The sequence below is a fragment of the Enterobacter cloacae subsp. cloacae ATCC 13047 genome (assembly GCF_000025565.1).
Taxonomy (GTDB): domain Bacteria; phylum Pseudomonadota; class Gammaproteobacteria; order Enterobacterales; family Enterobacteriaceae; genus Enterobacter; species Enterobacter cloacae.
In genome coordinates, this window is sequence record NC_014121.1 from 5,190,047 (window position 1) to 5,208,637 (window position 18,591).

Here is an 18,591-nt window from a genome sequence, read left to right on the forward strand (position 1 = left end):
AGACCACACATTTTGATTTCGATATTTCTCGTTTTTGCTCGTTAACGATAAATTAACACTATGTCTACAGGACATGATGGCTGTCACGGGCGGCCATGCTAACAATAAACATCAATCTCTTCAGGATTCCGATTATGAGTCAGACATCAACCTTAAAAGGCCAGTGCATTGCCGAGTTCCTTGGTACCGGGTTGTTGATATTCTTCGGAGTGGGCTGTGTTGCTGCACTGAAAGTGGCGGGTGCCAGTTTTGGTCAGTGGGAAATCAGTATTATCTGGGGTCTGGGTGTGGCAATGGCCATCTACCTGACTGCAGGGGTTTCTGGCGCACATCTTAACCCGGCGGTGACCATCGCACTGTGGCTGTTCGCGTGCTTCGACGGACGCAAAGTTGTTCCTTTCATTATTTCTCAATTTGCCGGCGCGTTTTGCGCAGCGGCGTTAGTTTACGGGCTTTATTACAATCTTTTCATCGACTTCGAACAGACGCATCATATGGTGCGCGGCAGCGTCGAAAGTCTGGATCTGGCAGGTATCTTCTCAACGTATCCAAACCCGCATATCAATTTTGTGCAGGCGTTCGCAGTTGAAATGGTGATTACCGCTATTCTGATGGGCGTTATCCTGGCGCTGACCGACGACGGAAACGGCATTCCGCGCGGTCCGCTGGCACCTCTGCTGATTGGCCTGCTGATTGCGGTGATCGGCGCATCCATGGGCCCGCTGACCGGCTTCGCGATGAACCCGGCGCGTGATATCGGACCAAAAGCGTTCGCCTTTATCGCTGGCTGGGGCGACGTGGCCTTCACCGGTGGCAAAGACATTCCTTACTTCCTGGTTCCGCTGTTTGCGCCGGTTGTCGGGGCTGCGCTGGGTGCGTTTAGCTATCGCAAATTAATTGGTCGCCACTTACCGTGCGACACCTGTGTGGACGAGGAGAAAGAGACGACTTCTACCGCACAACAAAAAGCTTCGCTGTAATCTGACTACGGGACTTACACCATGACCGAAAAAAAATATATCGTTGCGCTCGACCAGGGCACCACCAGCTCCCGCGCTGTCGTAATGGATCATGACGCGAACATTGTCAGCGTGTCACAGCGTGAATTTGAGCAAATCTATCCTCGTCCAGGCTGGGTAGAGCACGACCCGATGGAGATCTGGGCATCGCAAAGCTCCACGCTGGTCGAAGTGCTGGCGAAAGCCGATATCAGTTCTGACGAAATAGCCGCAATTGGTATTACCAACCAGCGTGAAACGACAATCGTCTGGGAACGTGAAACCGGGAAGCCAATTTATAACGCCATCGTCTGGCAGTGTCGTCGTACGTCAGAGATTTGCGAACAGCTGAAGCGCGACGGTATGGAAGAGTACGTCCGCAGCGCCACGGGCCTGGTGGTTGACCCGTATTTCTCGGGTACCAAAGTGAAGTGGATCCTTGACCACGTGGAAGGTTCACGTGAGCGTGCAAAACGCGGCGAACTGCTGTTCGGTACCGTCGATACCTGGCTTATCTGGAAGATGACCCAAGGTCGCGTTCACGTCACGGACTACACCAACGCCTCGCGTACCATGCTGTTCAACATCAACACGCTGGAATGGGATGACAAGATGCTGGACGCGCTGGATATTCCACGCGCTATGCTGCCAGAAGTACGTAAATCTTCTGAAGTTTACGGTCAGACCAACATCGGTGGTAAAGGCGGCACGCGTATTCCTATCGCCGGTATCGCCGGTGACCAGCAGGCGGCGCTGTTCGGCCAGCTGTGTGTTAAAGAAGGGATGGCGAAAAACACCTACGGTACCGGCTGCTTTATGCTGATGAATACCGGCGAGAAAGCGGTGAAATCAGAAAACGGTCTGCTGACCACCATCGCCTGCGGCCCACGCGGTGAAGTGAACTATGCGCTGGAAGGTGCGGTGTTCATGGCGGGTGCATCCATCCAGTGGCTGCGCGACGAAATGAAGCTTATCAGTGATGCGTTCGACTCCGAGTACTTCGCCACCAAAGTGAAGGATACCAACGGCGTGTACGTGGTACCTGCGTTTACCGGTCTGGGCGCACCGTACTGGGATCCGTATGCACGCGGCGCGATTTTCGGCCTGACGCGTGGCGTGAATTCTAACCACATTATTCGCGCCACCCTGGAATCTATCGCTTACCAGACGCGCGACGTACTGGAAGCGATGCAGGCTGACTCCGGCATCCGTCTGCACGCTCTGCGCGTGGATGGCGGTGCAGTCGCGAACAACTTCCTGATGCAGTTCCAGTCCGACATTCTGGGCACCCGCGTGGAACGCCCGGAAGTGCGCGAAGTGACCGCGCTGGGTGCGGCGTACCTTGCGGGTCTGGCGGTCGGCTTCTGGCAAAATCTGGACGAGCTGCAGGAAAAAGCGGTTATCGAACGTGAATTCCGCCCTGGCATCGAAACCACCGAGCGTAACTACCGCTACAGCGGCTGGAAGAAAGCGGTGAAACGCGCCCTGGCGTGGGAAGAGCACGAAGAGTAATCATACATTCCCTCTCCCCCGGGGAGAGGGTCAGGGTGAGGGGCTCCGGCTGTACCGGTCCCCTCGCCTCGCCCCACTCTGTGATAAACTTCGTGCAATTCCTTTTGATTGCACGAGTACCTCATGAAACGTGAACTTGCTATCGAGTTTTCCCGCGTTACCGAAGCCGCTGCTTTGGCAGGCTATAAATGGCTTGGCCGTGGCGACAAAAATACCGCCGACGGTGCGGCTGTCCATGCCATGCGCATTGTCCTCAATCAGGTCAATATTGACGGCACTATTGTGATCGGCGAAGGCGAGATCGACGAAGCGCCAATGCTCTACATCGGTGAAAAAGTGGGTACCGGCAAAGGCGATGCCGTGGATATCGCCGTCGACCCGATCGAAGGCACACGCATGACGGCGATGGGTCAGGCCAACGCGCTGGCCGTGCTGGCCGTGGGTGATAAAGGCTGCTTTCTCAACGCACCGGATATGTACATGGAAAAGCTGATTGTCGGTCCAGGCGCGAAAGGCGCCATCGACCTCAGCCTGCCGCTGGAAGAGAACCTGCGTAATGTCGCCAGCGCGCTGAACAAGCCGCTGAGCGAACTCACCGTCACCATTCTGGCGAAACCACGTCACGACGCTACCATCGCGCAGATGCAAAAGCTGGGCGTACGCGTGTTTGCCATCCCGGATGGCGACGTGGCGGCCTCCATTCTGACCTGCATGCCAGACAGTGAAGTGGATGTCCTGTACGGTATTGGCGGCGCGCCGGAAGGCGTGGTCTCTGCTGCGGTGATTCGCGCGCTGGATGGCGACATGCAGGCCCGCCTGCTGCCCCGTCATGAGGTCAAAGGCGACAACGAAGAGAATCGCCGCATTGGCGAAGATGAGCTGGCGCGCTGTGAGGCAATGGGTATCGAAGCCAATAAAGTCCTCGCACTTCACGAAATGGCCCGCAGCGACAACGTTGTTTTCTCCGCGACCGGCATCACCAAAGGCGATCTGCTGGATGGCATCACCCGCAAAGGCAACATGGCGACCACGGAAACGCTGCTGATCCGCGGCAAATCGCGCACCATTCGTCGCATTCAGTCAATTCACTATCTCGACCGTAAAGACCCGGACGTACAGACGCACATTCTGTAAAACCGTTTGATCGATAGAGCTTTCCGGCCCGAATGGGCTGGATATCTTCATCACAAATACGGAAGATAGATCCGAGAAACAGCACAGGAGAAGATCATGGCGGACTGGGTAACAGGTAAAGTCACTAAGATAAAATTCTGGACCGATGCGCTATTTAGTCTCACCGTGCACGCCCCCATCCATCCGTTTACGGCCGGACAGTTTGCCAAACTGGGGCTGGATATCGACGGCGAACGCGTGCAGCGCGCTTACTCGTACGTCAACGCGCCCGATAATCCGGATCTCGAGTTCTATCTGGTTACCGTCCCGGACGGCAAACTTAGCCCGCGCCTGGCGGCGCTTAAACCCGGTGATGATGTCCAGATTGTGAGTGACGCAGCAGGTTTCTTCGTGCTGGACGAAATTCCGGACTGCGAAACCCTGTGGATGCTGGCAACCGGCACGGCCATCGGCCCCTATCTCTCCATTCTGCAGTACGGCAAAGACCTGGAGCGGTTTAAAAACATCGTGCTGGTGCATGCCGCGCGTTACGCCGCAGACTTAAGCTATCTGCCGCAGATGCAGGAGCTGGAGCGGCAGTATGCCGGAAAGCTGAAAATCCAGACCGTGGTAAGCCGCGAAACGGCAGCAGGTTCGCTGACCGGCCGCGTGCCGGCATTAATTGAGAGTGGAGCCCTGGAAGAAGCCGTTGGCTTGCCGATGCGTGCCGAAACCAGCCACGTGATGCTGTGTGGTAACCCGCAGATGGTACGGGACACTCAGCAGCTTCTGAAAGATACCCGGCAGATGACGAAACACCTTCGCCGCCGACCGGGTCATATGACCGCCGAACACTACTGGTGATCAGTGGTATTTCACTTCAAGAGTGTCTTTACCGTATTTGTTTTCGCTCTGGGTGCCGATGAACGCACCCAGATCGATAACCATCATCACAAAGATAATGGTCGGTAGCAGTCTGCCCACCACCCAGGGGAGGATGGACGGAAGTATTGACCAGTTCCCGGCGACCAGCATCCACGCCAGAATAATCAGAAAAGCCCATGCACCGGAACGACCGCGATCGTGCAGGCGTTTCACCACCACGGCCGCGGTTGGCCACAGTAAACAAACCAGCGCAAACGCCGCGGTTTGCGTGCTCAGCCATGCGTTATAGGCCACAAAAAACAGAAGCAGCATGGCGATAATCCACGTCGCCATCCAGATCCAGAAATCACGGCGTCCAATACGCCCTTTGAATGAAAACAACCACTGCTGTATGGTCATGTAAGGTTCCTTATTATCATATCGTGCGCATTTTACCCTGGAGTTGTGACCTTTTGACAAGCCGACCAGATATCGATTTAATCATGAGCACTTACGGCCAGGGACAATGTTGATGAAAAATTCGGCACACCTTCTTTTCCTGTGTTTCGCGATGCTGAGCGCCGGTCTCCCCCTGCACGCCGCCGAACCCCCTGCTCCGACAACCGCGCCCTACCTTCTGGCGGGTGCACCATCGTTCGATCAGTCCATCAGTCAGTTTCGTGAAACGTTTAACAAAACCAATCCAACGCTGCCGCTGGATGAATTTCGCGCCATTGATGGCGCACGCGATACTCCAAACCTGACCCGTGCCGCCAGCAAGATTAACGAAAATCTGTACGCTTCCACTGCGCTGGAGCGCGGTACGCTAAAAATCAAAAGTATGCAGATCACCTGGCTGCCGATTCAGGGGCCAGAGCAGAAAGCCGCCAAGGCGAAGGCGCTGGAGTACATGAGCGCGGTGCTGCAGGCATTTACGCCCGCACTGACAAAAAAACAGAGCCAACAAAAGCTGCAAAAACTGCTGGTTACGGGTAAAAACAAGCGCTATTACACCGAAACCGAAGGCGCGGTGCGCTATGTGGTGGCCGATAACGGCGAAAAAGGCCTGACCTTCGCTGTTGAACCGATTAAGCTGGCACTATCTGACACACTCGGAGGGGCGAATTAATGACAAAAAGCAAAGCCTTTCGAGGGAAAATCTCTATACTGATTCACAGACCATGCTGCCCGTCAGGGTGGCCATATTCCTTAATTCGCTTATTTAGCGTGGAGAATTGAAATGCGACATCCTTTAGTGATGGGTAACTGGAAACTGAACGGCAGCCGCCACATGGTAAACGAACTGGTTGCGAACCTGCGTAAAGAGCTGGCTGGCGTGACTGGCTGCGCGGTTGCTATCGCTCCGCCGGATATGTACCTGGATCTGGCTAAACGTGCCGCTGACGGCAGCCACATCATTCTGGGCGCACAGAACGTTGACGTTAACCTGTCTGGCGCATTCACCGGTGAAACCTCCGCTGAAATGCTGAAAGATATCGGCGCCAAATACATCATCATCGGCCACTCTGAGCGTCGCACCTACCACAAAGAATCCGACGAGTTCATCGCGAAGAAATTTGCGGTGCTGAAAGAGCAGGGTCTGATCCCGGTTCTGTGCATCGGTGAAACCGAAGCAGAAAACGAAGCAGGCAAAACGGAAGAAGTGTGCGCACGTCAGATCGACGCTGTGCTGAAGACGCAGGGCGCGGCAGCATTCGAAGGCGCGGTTATCGCTTACGAGCCAGTCTGGGCGATCGGTACCGGCAAATCTGCAACCCCAGCGCAGGCTCAGGCGGTTCACAAATTCATCCGTGACCACATTGCTAAAGCCGACGCGAAAGTGGCAGAGCAGGTCATCATCCAGTACGGCGGTTCCGTAAATGCCTCTAACGCGGCAGAACTGTTCACCCAGCCAGACATCGATGGCGCGCTGGTTGGCGGTGCATCCCTGAAAGCTGACGCTTTCGCGGTAATCGTTAAAGCGGCAGAAGCGGCTAAGCAGGCGTAATGCTGTTGTGGCGGGTGGCGCTTGCGCTTACCCGCCCTACAAAATCGCTACAAACGACCTAAAACGCTAAACCACAGATAATCCAGCGGCAGCAGCACCAGATACGTGGCAATTGCCAGCGCCAGACAGAGCACCATCCCCGCCCTTGCAGGCACCTTTCCTAAGCCCATCGCCACCACTATCGGCGACGCCTGATACGGCAGCAGCGGCGTGGAATAGCCCAGCACCTGAATCATGATGACAGACAATAGCGGAAAGCCCGTCGCCTCTGAAAAATTCTGCGCCAGCGTGGTATAGAGCGCCGGAACACCGTTAGCCGTCATAATAAAGTTCAGTGCCGTGGTGATCCCGGTCAGCGCCAGGAAACTGGTGAACGGTCTGTCGGCGTCCAGCGGCATTATCTTCAGTAACGCCTCCCCCACCGCCGGACCGATACCGGTTTGCGTCACCACAATGGCCAAACCGAGGATGCCTGCCACATAAATACAGGTGCGCATATTCACCCCCGCCGAGAACTCTTCTCCGGTAATAAAACCTACGCGTGGCAGCATCACAATGACCGATGCCGCAAGTCCGGTCCATGCCGGCCCCACACCGTGCCAGCTCTCCGTCACCCACATTCCCAATACCACCGCCAGCAGCCAGGCAAGGCGTTTTTCATCTCGCCCCATCGGTTCAGCGGGTGCCAGATCCCTGGGCGGCTTCGGGCTGCCGGGGAATAACCAGCAGATTAAACCAATCAGAATCAACCCTTTGAGAATACCGAGCACGGGCGTGTGCAGCAGCAGATAAGGCACGTAGTTCAGATGAATGCCGTATGAGCCCTCTGCCGCACCGCTCATCACCAGATTAGGAACGTTGGCAGGCAGGATGGTGGCCGAAAGCTGGAAGGTGCCGAAACCAACGGCCAGCGCCAGGCCAAACCAGGCGCGCGACCCGTCGGCAATACCGGCACGTTTTGCCATCGCGGCCACGATGGGCATCAGCAGCGCGATACGCCCCATGTTCGACGGCATCACAAACGCCAGGGCATAACTCAGCAGAACCACGCTGGCCACCATTAGCACCCAGGAGTCGGTAAGCCGGGCGGAGAGCGCCCGTGCAGCCCTGTCAGCCAGACCGGTTTTCCGGATTGCCACACCAAGCACAAAGCCGCTGAACACCAGCCAGAAGGCAGACGAGGCAAAGCCGCCAAAAATGACCTCCGGCGGGGCAATTCTGGCGGTCATCGCTGCCGTGAAGAACAGCAGCGCGGTAATGAATTCCGGCAATAGCGACGTCGCCCATAACACAATGGTGACGCCGACGATCGCTGAGGGCACAAACAGAGGGTGGGTTAACCAGAGCGACATGCCTGTCTCCTGTCGTTTTTTTCAGCAAGTCTACGGCGACAGGCAGGACGAGTAAACGCTATTTATGGTGGGGTCACTTCAGGATATCGCATTGATGATCCTGCAATTCCTCAGCCGACGCGCGGTTAAGCATCAGCAGATTACGTTCGGTTGCCAGCAACACAAACGAGCCATCAGACTGCTGGGCCATCGCCAGCGCGAAGCGCCCCATATGGTCACGCGCTTCCGGCAGCTCTTCCGCCAGCATCATAAACGGACTCCGCTGCACCAGCTCGTTCTCCGTCACCCGGCGGGCGAGATATTCATGTCCTTCCAGTCCACCGGGAAGGGGCAGCCATTGGGTGCTGATTTGCCCCTGCGCGGCATTGAGCTTCTCGCGCACGTCCGGGCGCAGGCAGGAGATGTGGATATGGAAATGATTCTGCGTGCGGCCCGTGGGTGAGTTGATGGTCAATGAAATTGCGCTGTCTGGCACCTCGGATCCGTGCTTCATGCTCATAAAGCTACGGGCCTGCCATGCCAGCCAGAAGAAGTTCGGTGTTTGAGGCTTTGTCAGAAGCGGGCTTTCGGTGCCGTTGATGCGGTAGGTGGGCATCAATAAGTACTGCAGCGGACCGTTGCGATCCTTGAACACCACATAGCCCGCGTCAGGTTTCACCTGTGCACACGGCGCCGGATTGCGGTGCTGGATCTGATTCGGCACACACTGGTCCAGCACGATGTGACGCAACGCATTCGGATTACCTGCTTTCATCCAGTACACGCCACCCGCGGCAAGGGCGATAACAATCAGAATCAGTAAGATAATTTTTTTCACAATGCGTTCCCTGTTTTCGGTAGAGGCCAAAGAGTAACGCAAAATGATGACCAAATAAAAAACCCGGCGGATTTCTCACACCGGGTCACCGTGTCGTTCGTTACAAAGGCCTAGCGTTTGCTGATCTGATCGAATGTACCGCCGTTAGAGAAGTGGTCTTTCTGGGCTTTTGTCCAGCCGCCAAACTCATCATCAATGGTGAAGAGTTTCAGTTTCGGGAATACGCTGTCGTATTTCTTCGCAACCGCCGGATCGCGTGGGCGATAGAAGTTCTTCGCCGCAATTTCCTGGCCTTCCGGCGAATAGAGATACTTCAGGTAGGCTTCCGCCACCGCTTTGGTCCCTTTCTTATCGACCACTTTATCCACCACAGAAACGGTCGGCTCCGCGAGGATAGATTCGCTCGGGGTTACGATCTCGAATTTGTCTTTACCCAGTTCGTTGGTTGCCAGCAGGGCTTCGTTTTCCCAGGCAATCAGCACATCGCCAATGCCGCGCTCTACGAAGGTGTTGGTGGCGCCACGCGCGCCGGAGTCGAGCACTTCAACGTTTTTATACAGCGCTTTGACGAACTCCTGAGCCTTGGCCTGATCGCCATTGTTGTGATGCAGGGCATAGCCCCAGGCTGCCAGGTAATTCCAGCGTGCGCCGCCGGAGCTTTTCGGGTTCGGCGTGATGACCGATACGCCAGGTTTAACCAGGTCGTTCCAGTCATGGATCTGTTTCGGGTTGCCTTTACGCACCAGGAAAACGATGGTCGAAGTATATGGCGCGGAGTTATCCGGCAGGCGTTTGATCCAGTTTTTGTCGATGCGGCCACGTTCGGCAATTGCGTCCACATCGTAGGCCAGCGCCAGAGTCACCACATCCGCTTCAATGCCGTTGATGACGGAGGTCGCCTGCTTACCAGAGCCGCCGTGAGACTGGCGAACCACCACGTTGTCGCCCGTTTCCTGTTTCCAGTGTGCCGCAAAGGCTTTGTTGTACTGCTCGTACAGCTCACGCGTCGGGTCGTATGACACGTTCAGTAACTGGATGTCCTTAGCCAGAACGCTGGTCGATGCCAGCAATAATGTTAAACCCACGCCCCATTTATTCATCGCCCAGCTCTCATGTGTAGTGTTTTGATGAATGCAGCGTGCCAGAAACGGAATTGATGATTAAAGAATAAAAAAAGATTGGCTATAACTTTGAGGAATAAAAAAGTGGATGAGTGGCCTGATGCCCTCACCCCAACCCTCTCCCACGGGAGAGGGCGCAACCATAAAAAACGGTAACCCTGGGGTTACCGTTTTGCATTTACCTTGCCGCCACCCGGCACAATACAAACACCGATCAGTACAGTTTTTTCGCGCAGTCCAGCCAGTCACCTTTGAACGGACGCTTCATGTTTTCGATGGCGTCGATGATGTCATGGTGAACCAGTTTTTCGTTCTGAATACCGACGCAACGACCGCCGTGACCCTGCAGCAGCAGTTCAATGGCGTACGCACCCATGCGGGAAGCCAGGATACGGTCGTATGGACCCGGGGAACCACCACGCTGGATGTGACCCAGAACGGTCGCGCGGGTTTCGCGTTTGGTTTCTGCTTCGATGTACTTCGCCAGCTCATCAACGTCACAGATATGCTCGGTGATCGCGACGATGGCGTGTTTCTTACCTTTGGCGATACCGGCTTTGATTTCTGCAACCAGATCTTCACGGCTGAATTCCACTTCCGGAACCACGACGAACTCACAACCGCCCGCGATAGCCGCAGCCAGGGTCAGGTCACCACAGTAACGGCCCATCACTTCAACGATGGAGATACGCTGGTGAGAAGAAGAGGTGTCACGCAGACGGTCAATCGCTTCCACAACGGTACCCAGGGCGGTGAAGTAACCGATGGTGTAGTCAGTACCTTTGATGTCGTTGTCGATGGTGCCAGGCAGACCGATGCACGGGAAGCCCATTTCAGTCAGACGTTTTGCACCCATGTACGAACCATCACCACCGATAACAACCAGTGCGTCGAGGCCGCGTTTTTTCATGTTCTCGATAGCCACTTCACGCACGTGTTCGTCGCGGAATTCCGGGAAGCGCGCAGAACCGAGGAAAGTACCACCGCGGTTGATCATGTCAGATACGCTGTAACGGTCGAGCTGAACCATACGGTCTTCATACAGACCCAGATAACCATCATAGATACCAAAAACTTCCAGACCTTCCGTCAGCGCTGCACGAACAACCCCACGAATTGCCGCGTTCATGCCCGGCGCATCACCGCCGCTTGTCAACACACCGATTTTCTTAATCATGACTACCTCTGAACTTAGGAATGCAAAATTGAAATCTGTTGCCGGAAGAAACTTGTCGACCAACGAATACTGCAAATAGTATATCAACCACTTCCAGCTGAATTGATTCAGGTCAGACCAAATGGCGGTAATTTATACACAAAATGCTGGCCTGGCTCACTTTTTTACAACGAATTACGAAAGCCCAACATAACCGGGTACAACCGAGCAGGGATCCTGGTGAATAATGACGTCTGACCCAGGAAAACGCTGCAAAATCGCCTGCTCCACCTGCTCAGCAATAACGTGAGCCTGAACCAATGGCAGGTTGTCTTCCATTTCTATGTGAATCTGAATAAAGCGGGTCGGCCCTGACTGCCGCGTACGAAGATCGTGAGCACCACTGACACCCGGCCAGGAGGTCACGATAGTATAAATTTCATCGCGTTCTGCGTCGGGGAGCGCACGGTCAAGAAGCGATTGCACCGCGTCATACCCCATCCGCAAAGCGCTGTATAAAATATAGATGCCAATCCCTAACGCAAATAACGCATCGGCCCGATGCCAGCCATACCAGGCCAGACCGAGCGCAATAAGAATAGCGCCATTCATCATAACATCAGACTGATAATGAAGCATATCCGCCCGTACAGCCTGACTTTGCGTTTTTCGAACCACCCAGCGCTGGAACGTTACAAGAACAAGGGTGCATATAAGTGCAGCCACAGTCACCACCACGCCCACGCCGGGATCGTTCATGGGTGATGGCGAAACAAGATGCTGAATGCCGGTTAAAAACAGAAACAGCGCAGAGCCGGAAATAAACATACTTTGCGCCAGCGCCGCCAGCGATTCGGCTTTGCCGTGCCCGAAGGTGTGCTCTTCATCCGCCGGTTGCAGCGAGTAACGTACCACCAGCAGGTTGGTCAGCGAGGCGGCAATATCCATCAACGAGTCCACCAGCGCCGCCAGAATACTGACCGAGCCCGTGTACCACCACGCGAATATTTTGATGACCAGTAAGCTTGAGGCCACGACCGTCGCGGCAATGGCGGCCCGGCTGACCAGTCTTCCATAGGATTGATTCATAAATACTCCTGTCATGCCATGCCGCTAGTATAACGGAAGGTTACGGAGTCAAAGGATGAATAAACGGTTAACACATCAGAATGAAGGGCAAAAAAACCCCCACATCATGTGGGGGAAGACAGGGATGGTGTCTATGGCAAGGAAAACAGGGTTTACTGGTTACTACGGGTACTGCTATTGCTACTGAAAAGCGTCGTTTCTGAGCTTCGCTGCATCCGTGCAACCTTACGCAATTGGTCCATACGTTGCTGATGTTTCTGGTTCAAAACCGCTTGCTGCTCGGGCGACAACAGGTGGAACATCTGGTTGCGAACCTTCGCCATCTCTACCTGGCGGGCAACCTGCTCCTGTGCCATTTTTTCTGCCTGAGCACGTACAGCGTTTTCGTCAAAATTTTCTGCGGTGACAAGGCGATGCATTGTCTCCATTTCGCTAACATTAACAGGGGGCTGATCGTGTCGTGCCCTCTGCATCAGATCTCGCATCTGTTGACGCTGATGTTCGGTTAAACTTATGCCGTCAAACATATGGCTTTGGCTGCTGTGCTGCGCGATGCCCTCTTGTGAGGACGCGTTATCGCCGATGATAGCTACAGCGGCCTGGCTAAACGCACTGAACGCCAGCGTTGAGGCCATGACGGCAGCGGTAACTTTGCGCATCACTTGCTCCCAAAATCTTTCATGTCGCGATTCAACGAGAGACAGTCTACGATTCAGGCTGCAAACATGCGTCAGGGGGTGTAAAACAACGTAAAGTCATGGATTAGATAGCCTTGATGTCGTAATTTCTGCCTCGGAGGTATTTAAACAATGAATAAAATCCTGTTAGTTGATGATGACCGAGAGCTCACATCTCTTTTAAAGGAGTTGCTCAACATGGAAGGTTTCAACGTTCTGGTCGCCCATGATGGCGAGCAGGCGCTGAGTCTCCTTGACGACAGCATCGATCTACTTTTGCTCGACGTCATGATGCCGAAGAAAAACGGCATTGATACGCTGAAAGAGCTTCGCCAGACACACCAGACCCCCGTTATCATGCTGACCGCACGCGGCAGCGAACTAGACCGTGTACTCGGCCTTGAGCTGGGTGCGGATGACTATCTACCGAAGCCGTTCAACGACCGCGAACTGGTTGCCCGTATTCGCGCTATCCTGCGTCGTTCCCACTGGAGCGAACAGCAGCAGAATACTGACAACAGTTCACCGACGCTGGAAGTGGACTCCCTGAGCCTCAATCCGGGTCGTCAGGAAGCGAGCTTTGACGGTGAAACGCTGGAGCTGACCGGTACCGAGTTCACCCTGCTGTATCTGCTGGCACAGCACCTCGGCCAGGTGGTATCGCGTGAACACTTAAGCCAGGAAGTGCTGGGTAAACGCCTCACGCCGTTTGACCGCGCCATCGATATGCATATCTCGAACCTGCGCCGCAAACTGCCGGAGCGTAAAGACGGTCATCCGTGGTTTAAAACCCTGCGTGGTCGCGGCTATCTGATGGTTTCCGCTTCATGATAGGAAGCTTAACCGCCCGCATCTTCGCCATCTTCTGGCTGACGCTGGCACTGGTTTTAATGCTGGTTTTGATGTTGCCAAAACTCGACTCACGCCAGATGACGGAGCTTCTCGACAGCGAGCAACGTCAGGGCGTGATGATCGAGCAGCACGTAGAAGCCGAGCTGGCAAACGATCCGCCAAACGATTTGATGTGGTGGCGCAGGCTGTTTCGCGCTATCGACAAATGGGCACCTCCCGGACAACGCCTGCTGCTGGTGACCAGCGAAGGCCGCGTGATTGGCGCGGATCGCAATGAAATGCAGATCATCCGCAACTTTATTGGCCAGGCGGATAACGCCGATCATCCGCAGAAGAAAAAATATGGTCGGGTTGAGATGGTGGGCCCTTTCTCAGTCAGGGATGGGGAAGATAACTACCAGCTTTATTTGATTCGCCCGGCGAGCAATTCCCAGTCCGATTTTATCAACCTGCTGTTTGACCGTCCGCTTCTGCTGCTGATTGTGACGATGCTGGTCAGTTCACCGCTGTTGCTTTGGCTGGCGTGGAGCCTGGCAAAACCGGCGCGTAAGCTGAAAAACGCCGCCGACGAAGTGGCGCAGGGTAACCTGCGACAGCACCCTGAGCTGGAAGCCGGACCGCAGGAGTTTCTTGCCGCCGGGGCCAGTTTCAACCAGATGATCACCGCTCTTGAGCGCATGATGACCACGCAGCAGCGGCTGCTGTCGGATATCTCGCACGAACTGCGTACGCCGCTCACGCGGCTCCAGCTGGGCACCGCACTGCTGCGTCGCCGCAGCGGTGAGAGCAAAGAGCTGGAACGTATCGAAACCGAAGCCCAGCGTCTGGACAGCATGATCAACGATCTGCTGGTGATGTCGCGCAATCAGCAGAAAAACGCGCTGGTGAGCGAAACGGTGAAAGCCAATCAGCTGTGGCATGAAGTGTTAGACAACGCGGCGTTCGAAGCGGAACAGATGGGTAAATCGTTCACCGTCAACTTCCCGCCGGGGCCATGGCCGCTGTACGGTAACCCCAACACGCTGGAGAGCGCGCTGGAGAATATCGTGCGTAACGCCCTGCGCTACTCGCATACGAAGATTGAGGTGGCCTTCTCGGTGGATAAAGACGGTATCACCATCATTGTGGATGACGATGGTCCAGGCGTAAGCCCGGAAGATCGCGAGCAGATTTTCCGTCCGTTCTACCGCACCGACGAGGCGCGGGACCGTGAATCTGGCGGTACCGGGCTGGGTCTGGCGATTGTTGAAACCGCTATGCAGCAGCATCGCGGCTGGGTGAAAGCCGACGACAGTCCGTTGGGCGGGCTGCGGTTAACGCTGTGGCTACCGTTGTATAAGCGCGCGTAATCCCCTCACCCTAACCCTCTCCCCAAAGGGGAGAGGGGACTGCTCGGTGCGGTTTTTTCACCCTTGCCCCTTTGGGGAGAGGGCCGGGGTGAGGGGCACTATTTCCCCCACAATCTCCGCGAATTATCCTCAATCTGCCGACTAGTGCGGCGTTTCTGCATCGTTCTTGTCCAGCTGGTGGATAACCCTGCCGCCGACAACAGCCGATGATATTGCTCGTCATCAAACGGCATATGCCAGGCAATGGCACAGGCGTCATACACCGACACATCGCTCAGGCGCGACACCAGCTCCAGCGGCGCATCCGCAGACACCTGCCCCGCCAGCACCACCCGGTACAGCCAGCCGGTTTTGCCCGCGCTCTGCAGCCGTGCGGACATGTCGTTAATGCCAAAATGGAAGTTAAGCTTGAAGCATGGCGAGCGCGGTTGCGTTACCTGAATCAGGGCATCACCCCAGCGGAAAATATCACCAATGAAGACGTTCTTCTCCGTCAGCCCTTCGGTGGAGAGATTCTCACCGAACGCGGGGGCGACGAACAGGTCCGCCTGTTCAGGGAATTCGGTTATCCAGTATTGATAATGCTCGCGCGGATAGTGGCACAGCGCGCGTTCGGGCCCGCCGTGGATTTTCTTCTCGGCCTGCTCGTCGCCCGCAAGCCCGAGTTCGGTTAACGTCAGCTCTCCGTCGACCTGCACTTTGGCGATGGCGCTCGGGCGGCTGCCGTCGTATTCCCTTACCTTGCCTGTAAACACATTCACCGGGTAATGCATCTCTACTCCTTCAGATACAAAAAAAGCGAGTCAACAGACTCGCTTCTCACAGGCGTCAATGCAACCTTATTTTTTCGCGGCGAAACGCGCTGCAGCTTCGTCCCAGTTCACCACATCCCAGAAGGCTTTGATGTAGTCCGGGCGACGGTTCTGGAACTTCAGGTAGTAAGCGTGTTCCCACACGTCCAGACCCAGAATTGGGAAACCAGATGCGCCAGAAATCGCTTCACCCATCAGCGGGGAGTCCTGGTTTGCGGTAGAAACGACCGCCAGTTTGTCACCTTTCAGAACCAGCCACGCCCAGCCGGAGCCGAAACGGGTTGCAGCCGCTTTTTCGAATTCCGCTTTGAAGTTATCAACAGAACCGAAGTCGCGCTCGATAGCCGCTTTCAGGTCGCCCTGCAGGGTGGTACCGGTTTTCAGGCCTTTCCAGAACAGGCTGTGGTTAGCGTGGCCGCCCGCGTTGTTACGCAGTACGGTTTTCTTGTCCGCTGGCAGCTGATCCAGTTTAGTGATCAGCTCTTCAACAGGCAGGTTAGCGAACTCTGGCAGGCTTTCCAGCGCAGCATTCGCGTTGTTCACATAGGTCTGGTGGTGTTTAGTGTGATGGATTTCCATCGTCTGCTTGTCGAAATGCGGTTCCAGTGCGTCATAGGCATACGGCAGGGATGGCAGTGTATAACTCATAATCCTCTCCATTAGTGTCGGGCGGCACAGCTGTTAATGCCGCGTAAGCAGTTGGTTCATTATAGTTAATTAAATGATATTGAAAATGATTATCAATGCCGTAGTTTTTATAAGGTTATTTGGGTTTTGCCAAATGACAAAATTGTGAGTCTGCTCACCCGGTTAACGTGCTGATTGCCATCCAGAACCAAAGTGCGGCAACCTTCTGAAGGTTCCTGAACCGCCTAATTTTTACACTCATCAAGTCGGGGGGAAGCCACCGGCTATAAAAACGATGAGGACGTAAAAATGAATCATGCGATTACGATGGGTATCTTCTGGCATTTGATAGGCGCAGCCAGTGCAGCCTGTTTCTATGCCCCGTTCAAAAAGGTGAAAGGGTGGTCGTGGGAAACCATGTGGTCGGTTGGCGGTACCGTCTCCTGGCTGATTTTGCCGTGGACCATTAGCGCCATGCTGCTCCCGGATTTCTGGGGCTACTTCACCTCCTTCAGTGCCTCCACCCTGCTGCCGGTGTTTCTGTTCGGTGCGATGTGGGGCATCGGCAACATCAACTATGGCCTGACCATGCGCTACCTCGGGATGTCGATGGGTATCGGCATCGCAATTGGCATTACCCTGATCGTCGGCACGCTGATGACGCCCATTCTTAACGGCAATGTCGATGTGTTGCTCAACACCAAAGGCGGGCAGATGACGCTGCTGGGCGTGCTTGTCGCGGTGATCGGCGTGGGTATCGTCACCCGTGCGGGTCAGCTGAAAGAGCGCAAGATGGGCATCAAAGCCGAGGACTTTAACCTGAAGAAAGGGCTGCTGCTGGCAGTGATGTGCGGCATCTTCTCGGCGGGCATGTCGTTCGCCATGAACGCCGCAAAACCTATGCACGAAGCGGCCGCCGCGCTGGGCGTCGACCCGCTGTACGTGGCGCTGCCAAGCTACGTGGTGATCATGGGCGGCGGCGCGCTGGTAAACCTCGGCTTCTGCTTCATTCGTCTGGCAAAAGTGAAGGATCTGTCGGTAAAAGCCGATTTCTCACTGGCAAAATCCTTAATCATCACCAATGTGCTGCTGTCGATGCTGGGCGGCCTCATGTGGTATCTGCAGTTCTTTTTCTACGCCTGGGGTCACGCCAGCATTCCACCGCAGTACGACTACATAAGCTGGATGCTGCACATGAGCTTCTACGTACTGTGTGGCGGACTGGTTGGGCTGGTACTGAAGGAGTGGAATAACGCCGGGCGTCGTCCGGTGGGCGTCCTGAGCCTGGGCTGCGTGGTGATCATCATTGCCGCTAACATTGTCGGCCTCGGCATGGCGAACTGATTACGCTGCCTTTCGACTGCGATGACGCCACTGAACCGGCGTCATCCCCACCTCGCGGTTAAACACCACCGAAAAGTAATTACTGTCCTCAAACCCGCAGCGCATCGCCACCTCACTGACCATCAGCTCCGTATGCTGCAACAGATACTGGGCGTGGCAGATGCGCAACTGGCGCAGGTAGTGGTTCACCGTCATCCCCGTCTGGGTGCGGAACTGCTGGCGCAGCGCGCGCTCGCTGCACTGCTCCTGCTCGCAGAATTTTTCCAGCACGAAACTTTTGTTCAGGCTGCCCGCAAGCCGGGCGATCAGCTTGTCCAGCAGTGCTTCCTGAACGGTCGCGGAGGGGTTATCGGTAGCGTAACGATGGCGTTTGAGGGTCATGACCAGCTGGGCGAACAGCAGTTCCGCCATCGGGTTTGCCACCGGATCGTGCTTCTGGCTCTCCTGCTCCAGCTGGGAGATCGTCTGGCGCACCTGCGCCATGCCGCTGCTGCTCAAGCGCCAGTGGGGTTCGCCTCTGGCATTGAGAAAACCGGGGATATGGGCCGCCCAGTCGACGTTCAGTTTGAGCCTGTCCGGGCAGTAGATCACGTTCTGCAACACCAGATCGTTAACCGAGGCGTAGGCGTGTTTGTCTTCGGCGCGAATGTAAAACAGATCGCCACGCGTAATGCGGTAGGGCCTGTCATTGAGGATGTGTAAGCCGTTGCCGCGCCACACCAGCACCAGCTCACAAAATTCGTGGGTATGCTCGGCAAAGACATTTTGCGGGTAGCGGTCGGCCACCGCGACGGCCTGACTCGCGGAGGCAAAAAAATCATCTTTGCGAAGAATTAACTGAGCGGCCACACCACAACCTCTACGGTGAATAACCGGACATTATTAGCCTTTTTGCGGCAA

19 protein-coding genes are annotated in these 18,591 nt (G+C 55.3%); 9 read left to right on the forward strand and 10 right to left on the reverse strand.

Annotation, left to right across the window (positions count from 1 at the left end):
• Positions 1–134: 134 nt before the first annotated feature.
• From ECL_RS25190 to fpr, 4 genes are all read left to right on the forward strand, one after another.
• Complete coding sequence (locus ECL_RS25190) at positions 135–980, forward strand: MIP/aquaporin family protein (protein WP_013099317.1); 846 nt, start codon at positions 135–137, stop codon at positions 978–980.
• Between the two features lie 21 nt (positions 981–1,001).
• Complete coding sequence (gene glpK / locus ECL_RS25195; RefSeq protein ID WP_013099318.1) at positions 1,002–2,510, forward strand: glycerol kinase GlpK; 1,509 nt, start codon at positions 1,002–1,004, stop codon at positions 2,508–2,510.
• A gap of 123 nt (positions 2,511–2,633) precedes the next feature.
• Entirely contained in the window at positions 2,634–3,644 is a 1,011-nt protein-coding gene (gene glpX / locus ECL_RS25200; protein ID WP_013099319.1) for a class II fructose-bisphosphatase, read from the forward strand.
• A gap of 96 nt (positions 3,645–3,740) precedes the next feature.
• A complete protein-coding gene (gene fpr, locus ECL_RS25205; protein ID WP_013099320.1) occupies positions 3,741–4,487 on the forward strand; it encodes a ferredoxin--NADP(+) reductase in 747 nt (248 codons plus the stop codon).
• Here fpr and ECL_RS25210 read toward each other — a convergent pair whose 3' ends face one another.
• Entirely contained in the window at positions 4,488–4,907 is a 420-nt protein-coding gene (locus tag ECL_RS25210; RefSeq protein WP_013099321.1) for a DUF805 domain-containing protein, read from the reverse strand.
• Positions 4,908–5,019: 112 nt separating this feature from the next.
• Here ECL_RS25210 and ECL_RS25215 point away from each other — a divergent pair, with 112 nt between their 5' ends.
• A complete protein-coding gene (locus ECL_RS25215; RefSeq protein ID WP_013099322.1) occupies positions 5,020–5,616 on the forward strand; it encodes a DUF1454 family protein in 597 nt (198 codons plus the stop codon).
• 111 nt (positions 5,617–5,727) lie between these two features.
• On the forward strand, positions 5,728–6,495 hold the full coding sequence (gene tpiA / locus ECL_RS25220; protein ID WP_003862019.1) for a triose-phosphate isomerase: 768 nt from the start codon (positions 5,728–5,730) through the stop codon (positions 6,493–6,495).
• Between the two features lie 47 nt (positions 6,496–6,542).
• Here tpiA and ECL_RS25225 read toward each other — a convergent pair whose 3' ends face one another.
• The 6 genes from ECL_RS25225 to cpxP all read right to left on the reverse strand — a co-directional run bounded on the left by ECL_RS25225 (position 6,543) and on the right by cpxP (position 12,689).
• The gene (locus ECL_RS25225) at positions 6,543–7,847 is read right to left on the reverse strand and encodes an SLC13 family permease (protein WP_013099324.1); all 1,305 of its coding nucleotides are present in this window, start codon (positions 7,845–7,847) and stop codon (positions 6,543–6,545) included.
• 73 nt (positions 7,848–7,920) lie between these two features.
• Positions 7,921–8,664, reverse strand: a complete 744-nt coding sequence (locus tag ECL_RS25230) for a CDP-diacylglycerol diphosphatase (protein ID WP_020686902.1) — start codon at positions 8,662–8,664, stop codon at positions 7,921–7,923.
• 110 nt (positions 8,665–8,774) lie between these two features.
• Positions 8,775–9,764 (reverse strand): sulfate ABC transporter substrate-binding protein, encoded by a 990-nt coding sequence (locus ECL_RS25235; protein WP_013099326.1) that lies wholly within the window; start codon positions 9,762–9,764, stop codon positions 8,775–8,777.
• 235 nt (positions 9,765–9,999) lie between these two features.
• The gene (gene pfkA / locus ECL_RS25240) at positions 10,000–10,962 is read right to left on the reverse strand and encodes a 6-phosphofructokinase (RefSeq protein ID WP_013099327.1); all 963 of its coding nucleotides are present in this window, start codon (positions 10,960–10,962) and stop codon (positions 10,000–10,002) included.
• Positions 10,963–11,136: 174 nt separating this feature from the next.
• On the reverse strand, positions 11,137–12,030 hold the full coding sequence (gene fieF, locus ECL_RS25245; RefSeq protein ID WP_013099328.1) for a CDF family cation-efflux transporter FieF: 894 nt from the start codon (positions 12,028–12,030) through the stop codon (positions 11,137–11,139).
• A gap of 152 nt (positions 12,031–12,182) precedes the next feature.
• Positions 12,183–12,689 (reverse strand): cell-envelope stress modulator CpxP, encoded by a 507-nt coding sequence (gene cpxP / locus ECL_RS25250; RefSeq protein WP_013099329.1) that lies wholly within the window; start codon positions 12,687–12,689, stop codon positions 12,183–12,185.
• Positions 12,690–12,839: 150 nt separating this feature from the next.
• Here cpxP and cpxR point away from each other — a divergent pair, with 150 nt between their 5' ends.
• Positions 12,840–13,538: an envelope stress response regulator transcription factor CpxR gene (gene cpxR / locus ECL_RS25255; protein WP_044159097.1), complete on the forward strand. Its 699-nt coding sequence runs from the start codon at positions 12,840–12,842 to the stop codon at positions 13,536–13,538.
• Positions 13,535–14,908, forward strand: coding sequence for an envelope stress sensor histidine kinase CpxA (cpxA, locus tag ECL_RS25260; RefSeq protein ID WP_013099331.1), 1,374 nt, complete (start codon positions 13,535–13,537; stop codon positions 14,906–14,908). The genes cpxR and cpxA overlap by 4 nt, the downstream gene beginning before the upstream one ends.
• 98 nt (positions 14,909–15,006) lie before the next feature.
• Here cpxA and yiiM read toward each other — a convergent pair whose 3' ends face one another.
• Both yiiM and sodA read right to left on the reverse strand, forming a co-directional pair.
• Positions 15,007–15,681, reverse strand: a complete 675-nt coding sequence (gene yiiM / locus ECL_RS25265; RefSeq protein WP_013099332.1) for a 6-hydroxyaminopurine reductase — start codon at positions 15,679–15,681, stop codon at positions 15,007–15,009.
• 66 nt (positions 15,682–15,747) lie between these two features.
• Positions 15,748–16,368, reverse strand: a complete 621-nt coding sequence (sodA, locus tag ECL_RS25270) for a superoxide dismutase [Mn] (RefSeq protein ID WP_003861999.1) — start codon at positions 16,366–16,368, stop codon at positions 15,748–15,750.
• A 288-nt stretch (positions 16,369–16,656) separates the two neighbouring features.
• On the opposite strand from sodA, the gene rhaT reads away from it, so the two are divergent.
• On the forward strand, positions 16,657–17,691 hold the full coding sequence (gene rhaT / locus ECL_RS25275) for an L-rhamnose/proton symporter RhaT (protein ID WP_013099333.1): 1,035 nt from the start codon (positions 16,657–16,659) through the stop codon (positions 17,689–17,691).
• On the opposite strand, the gene rhaR is transcribed toward rhaT, so the two are convergent.
• A complete protein-coding gene (rhaR, locus tag ECL_RS25280) occupies positions 17,692–18,540 on the reverse strand; it encodes an HTH-type transcriptional activator RhaR (protein WP_013099334.1) in 849 nt (282 codons plus the stop codon).
• Positions 18,541–18,591: the final 51 nt, after the last annotated feature.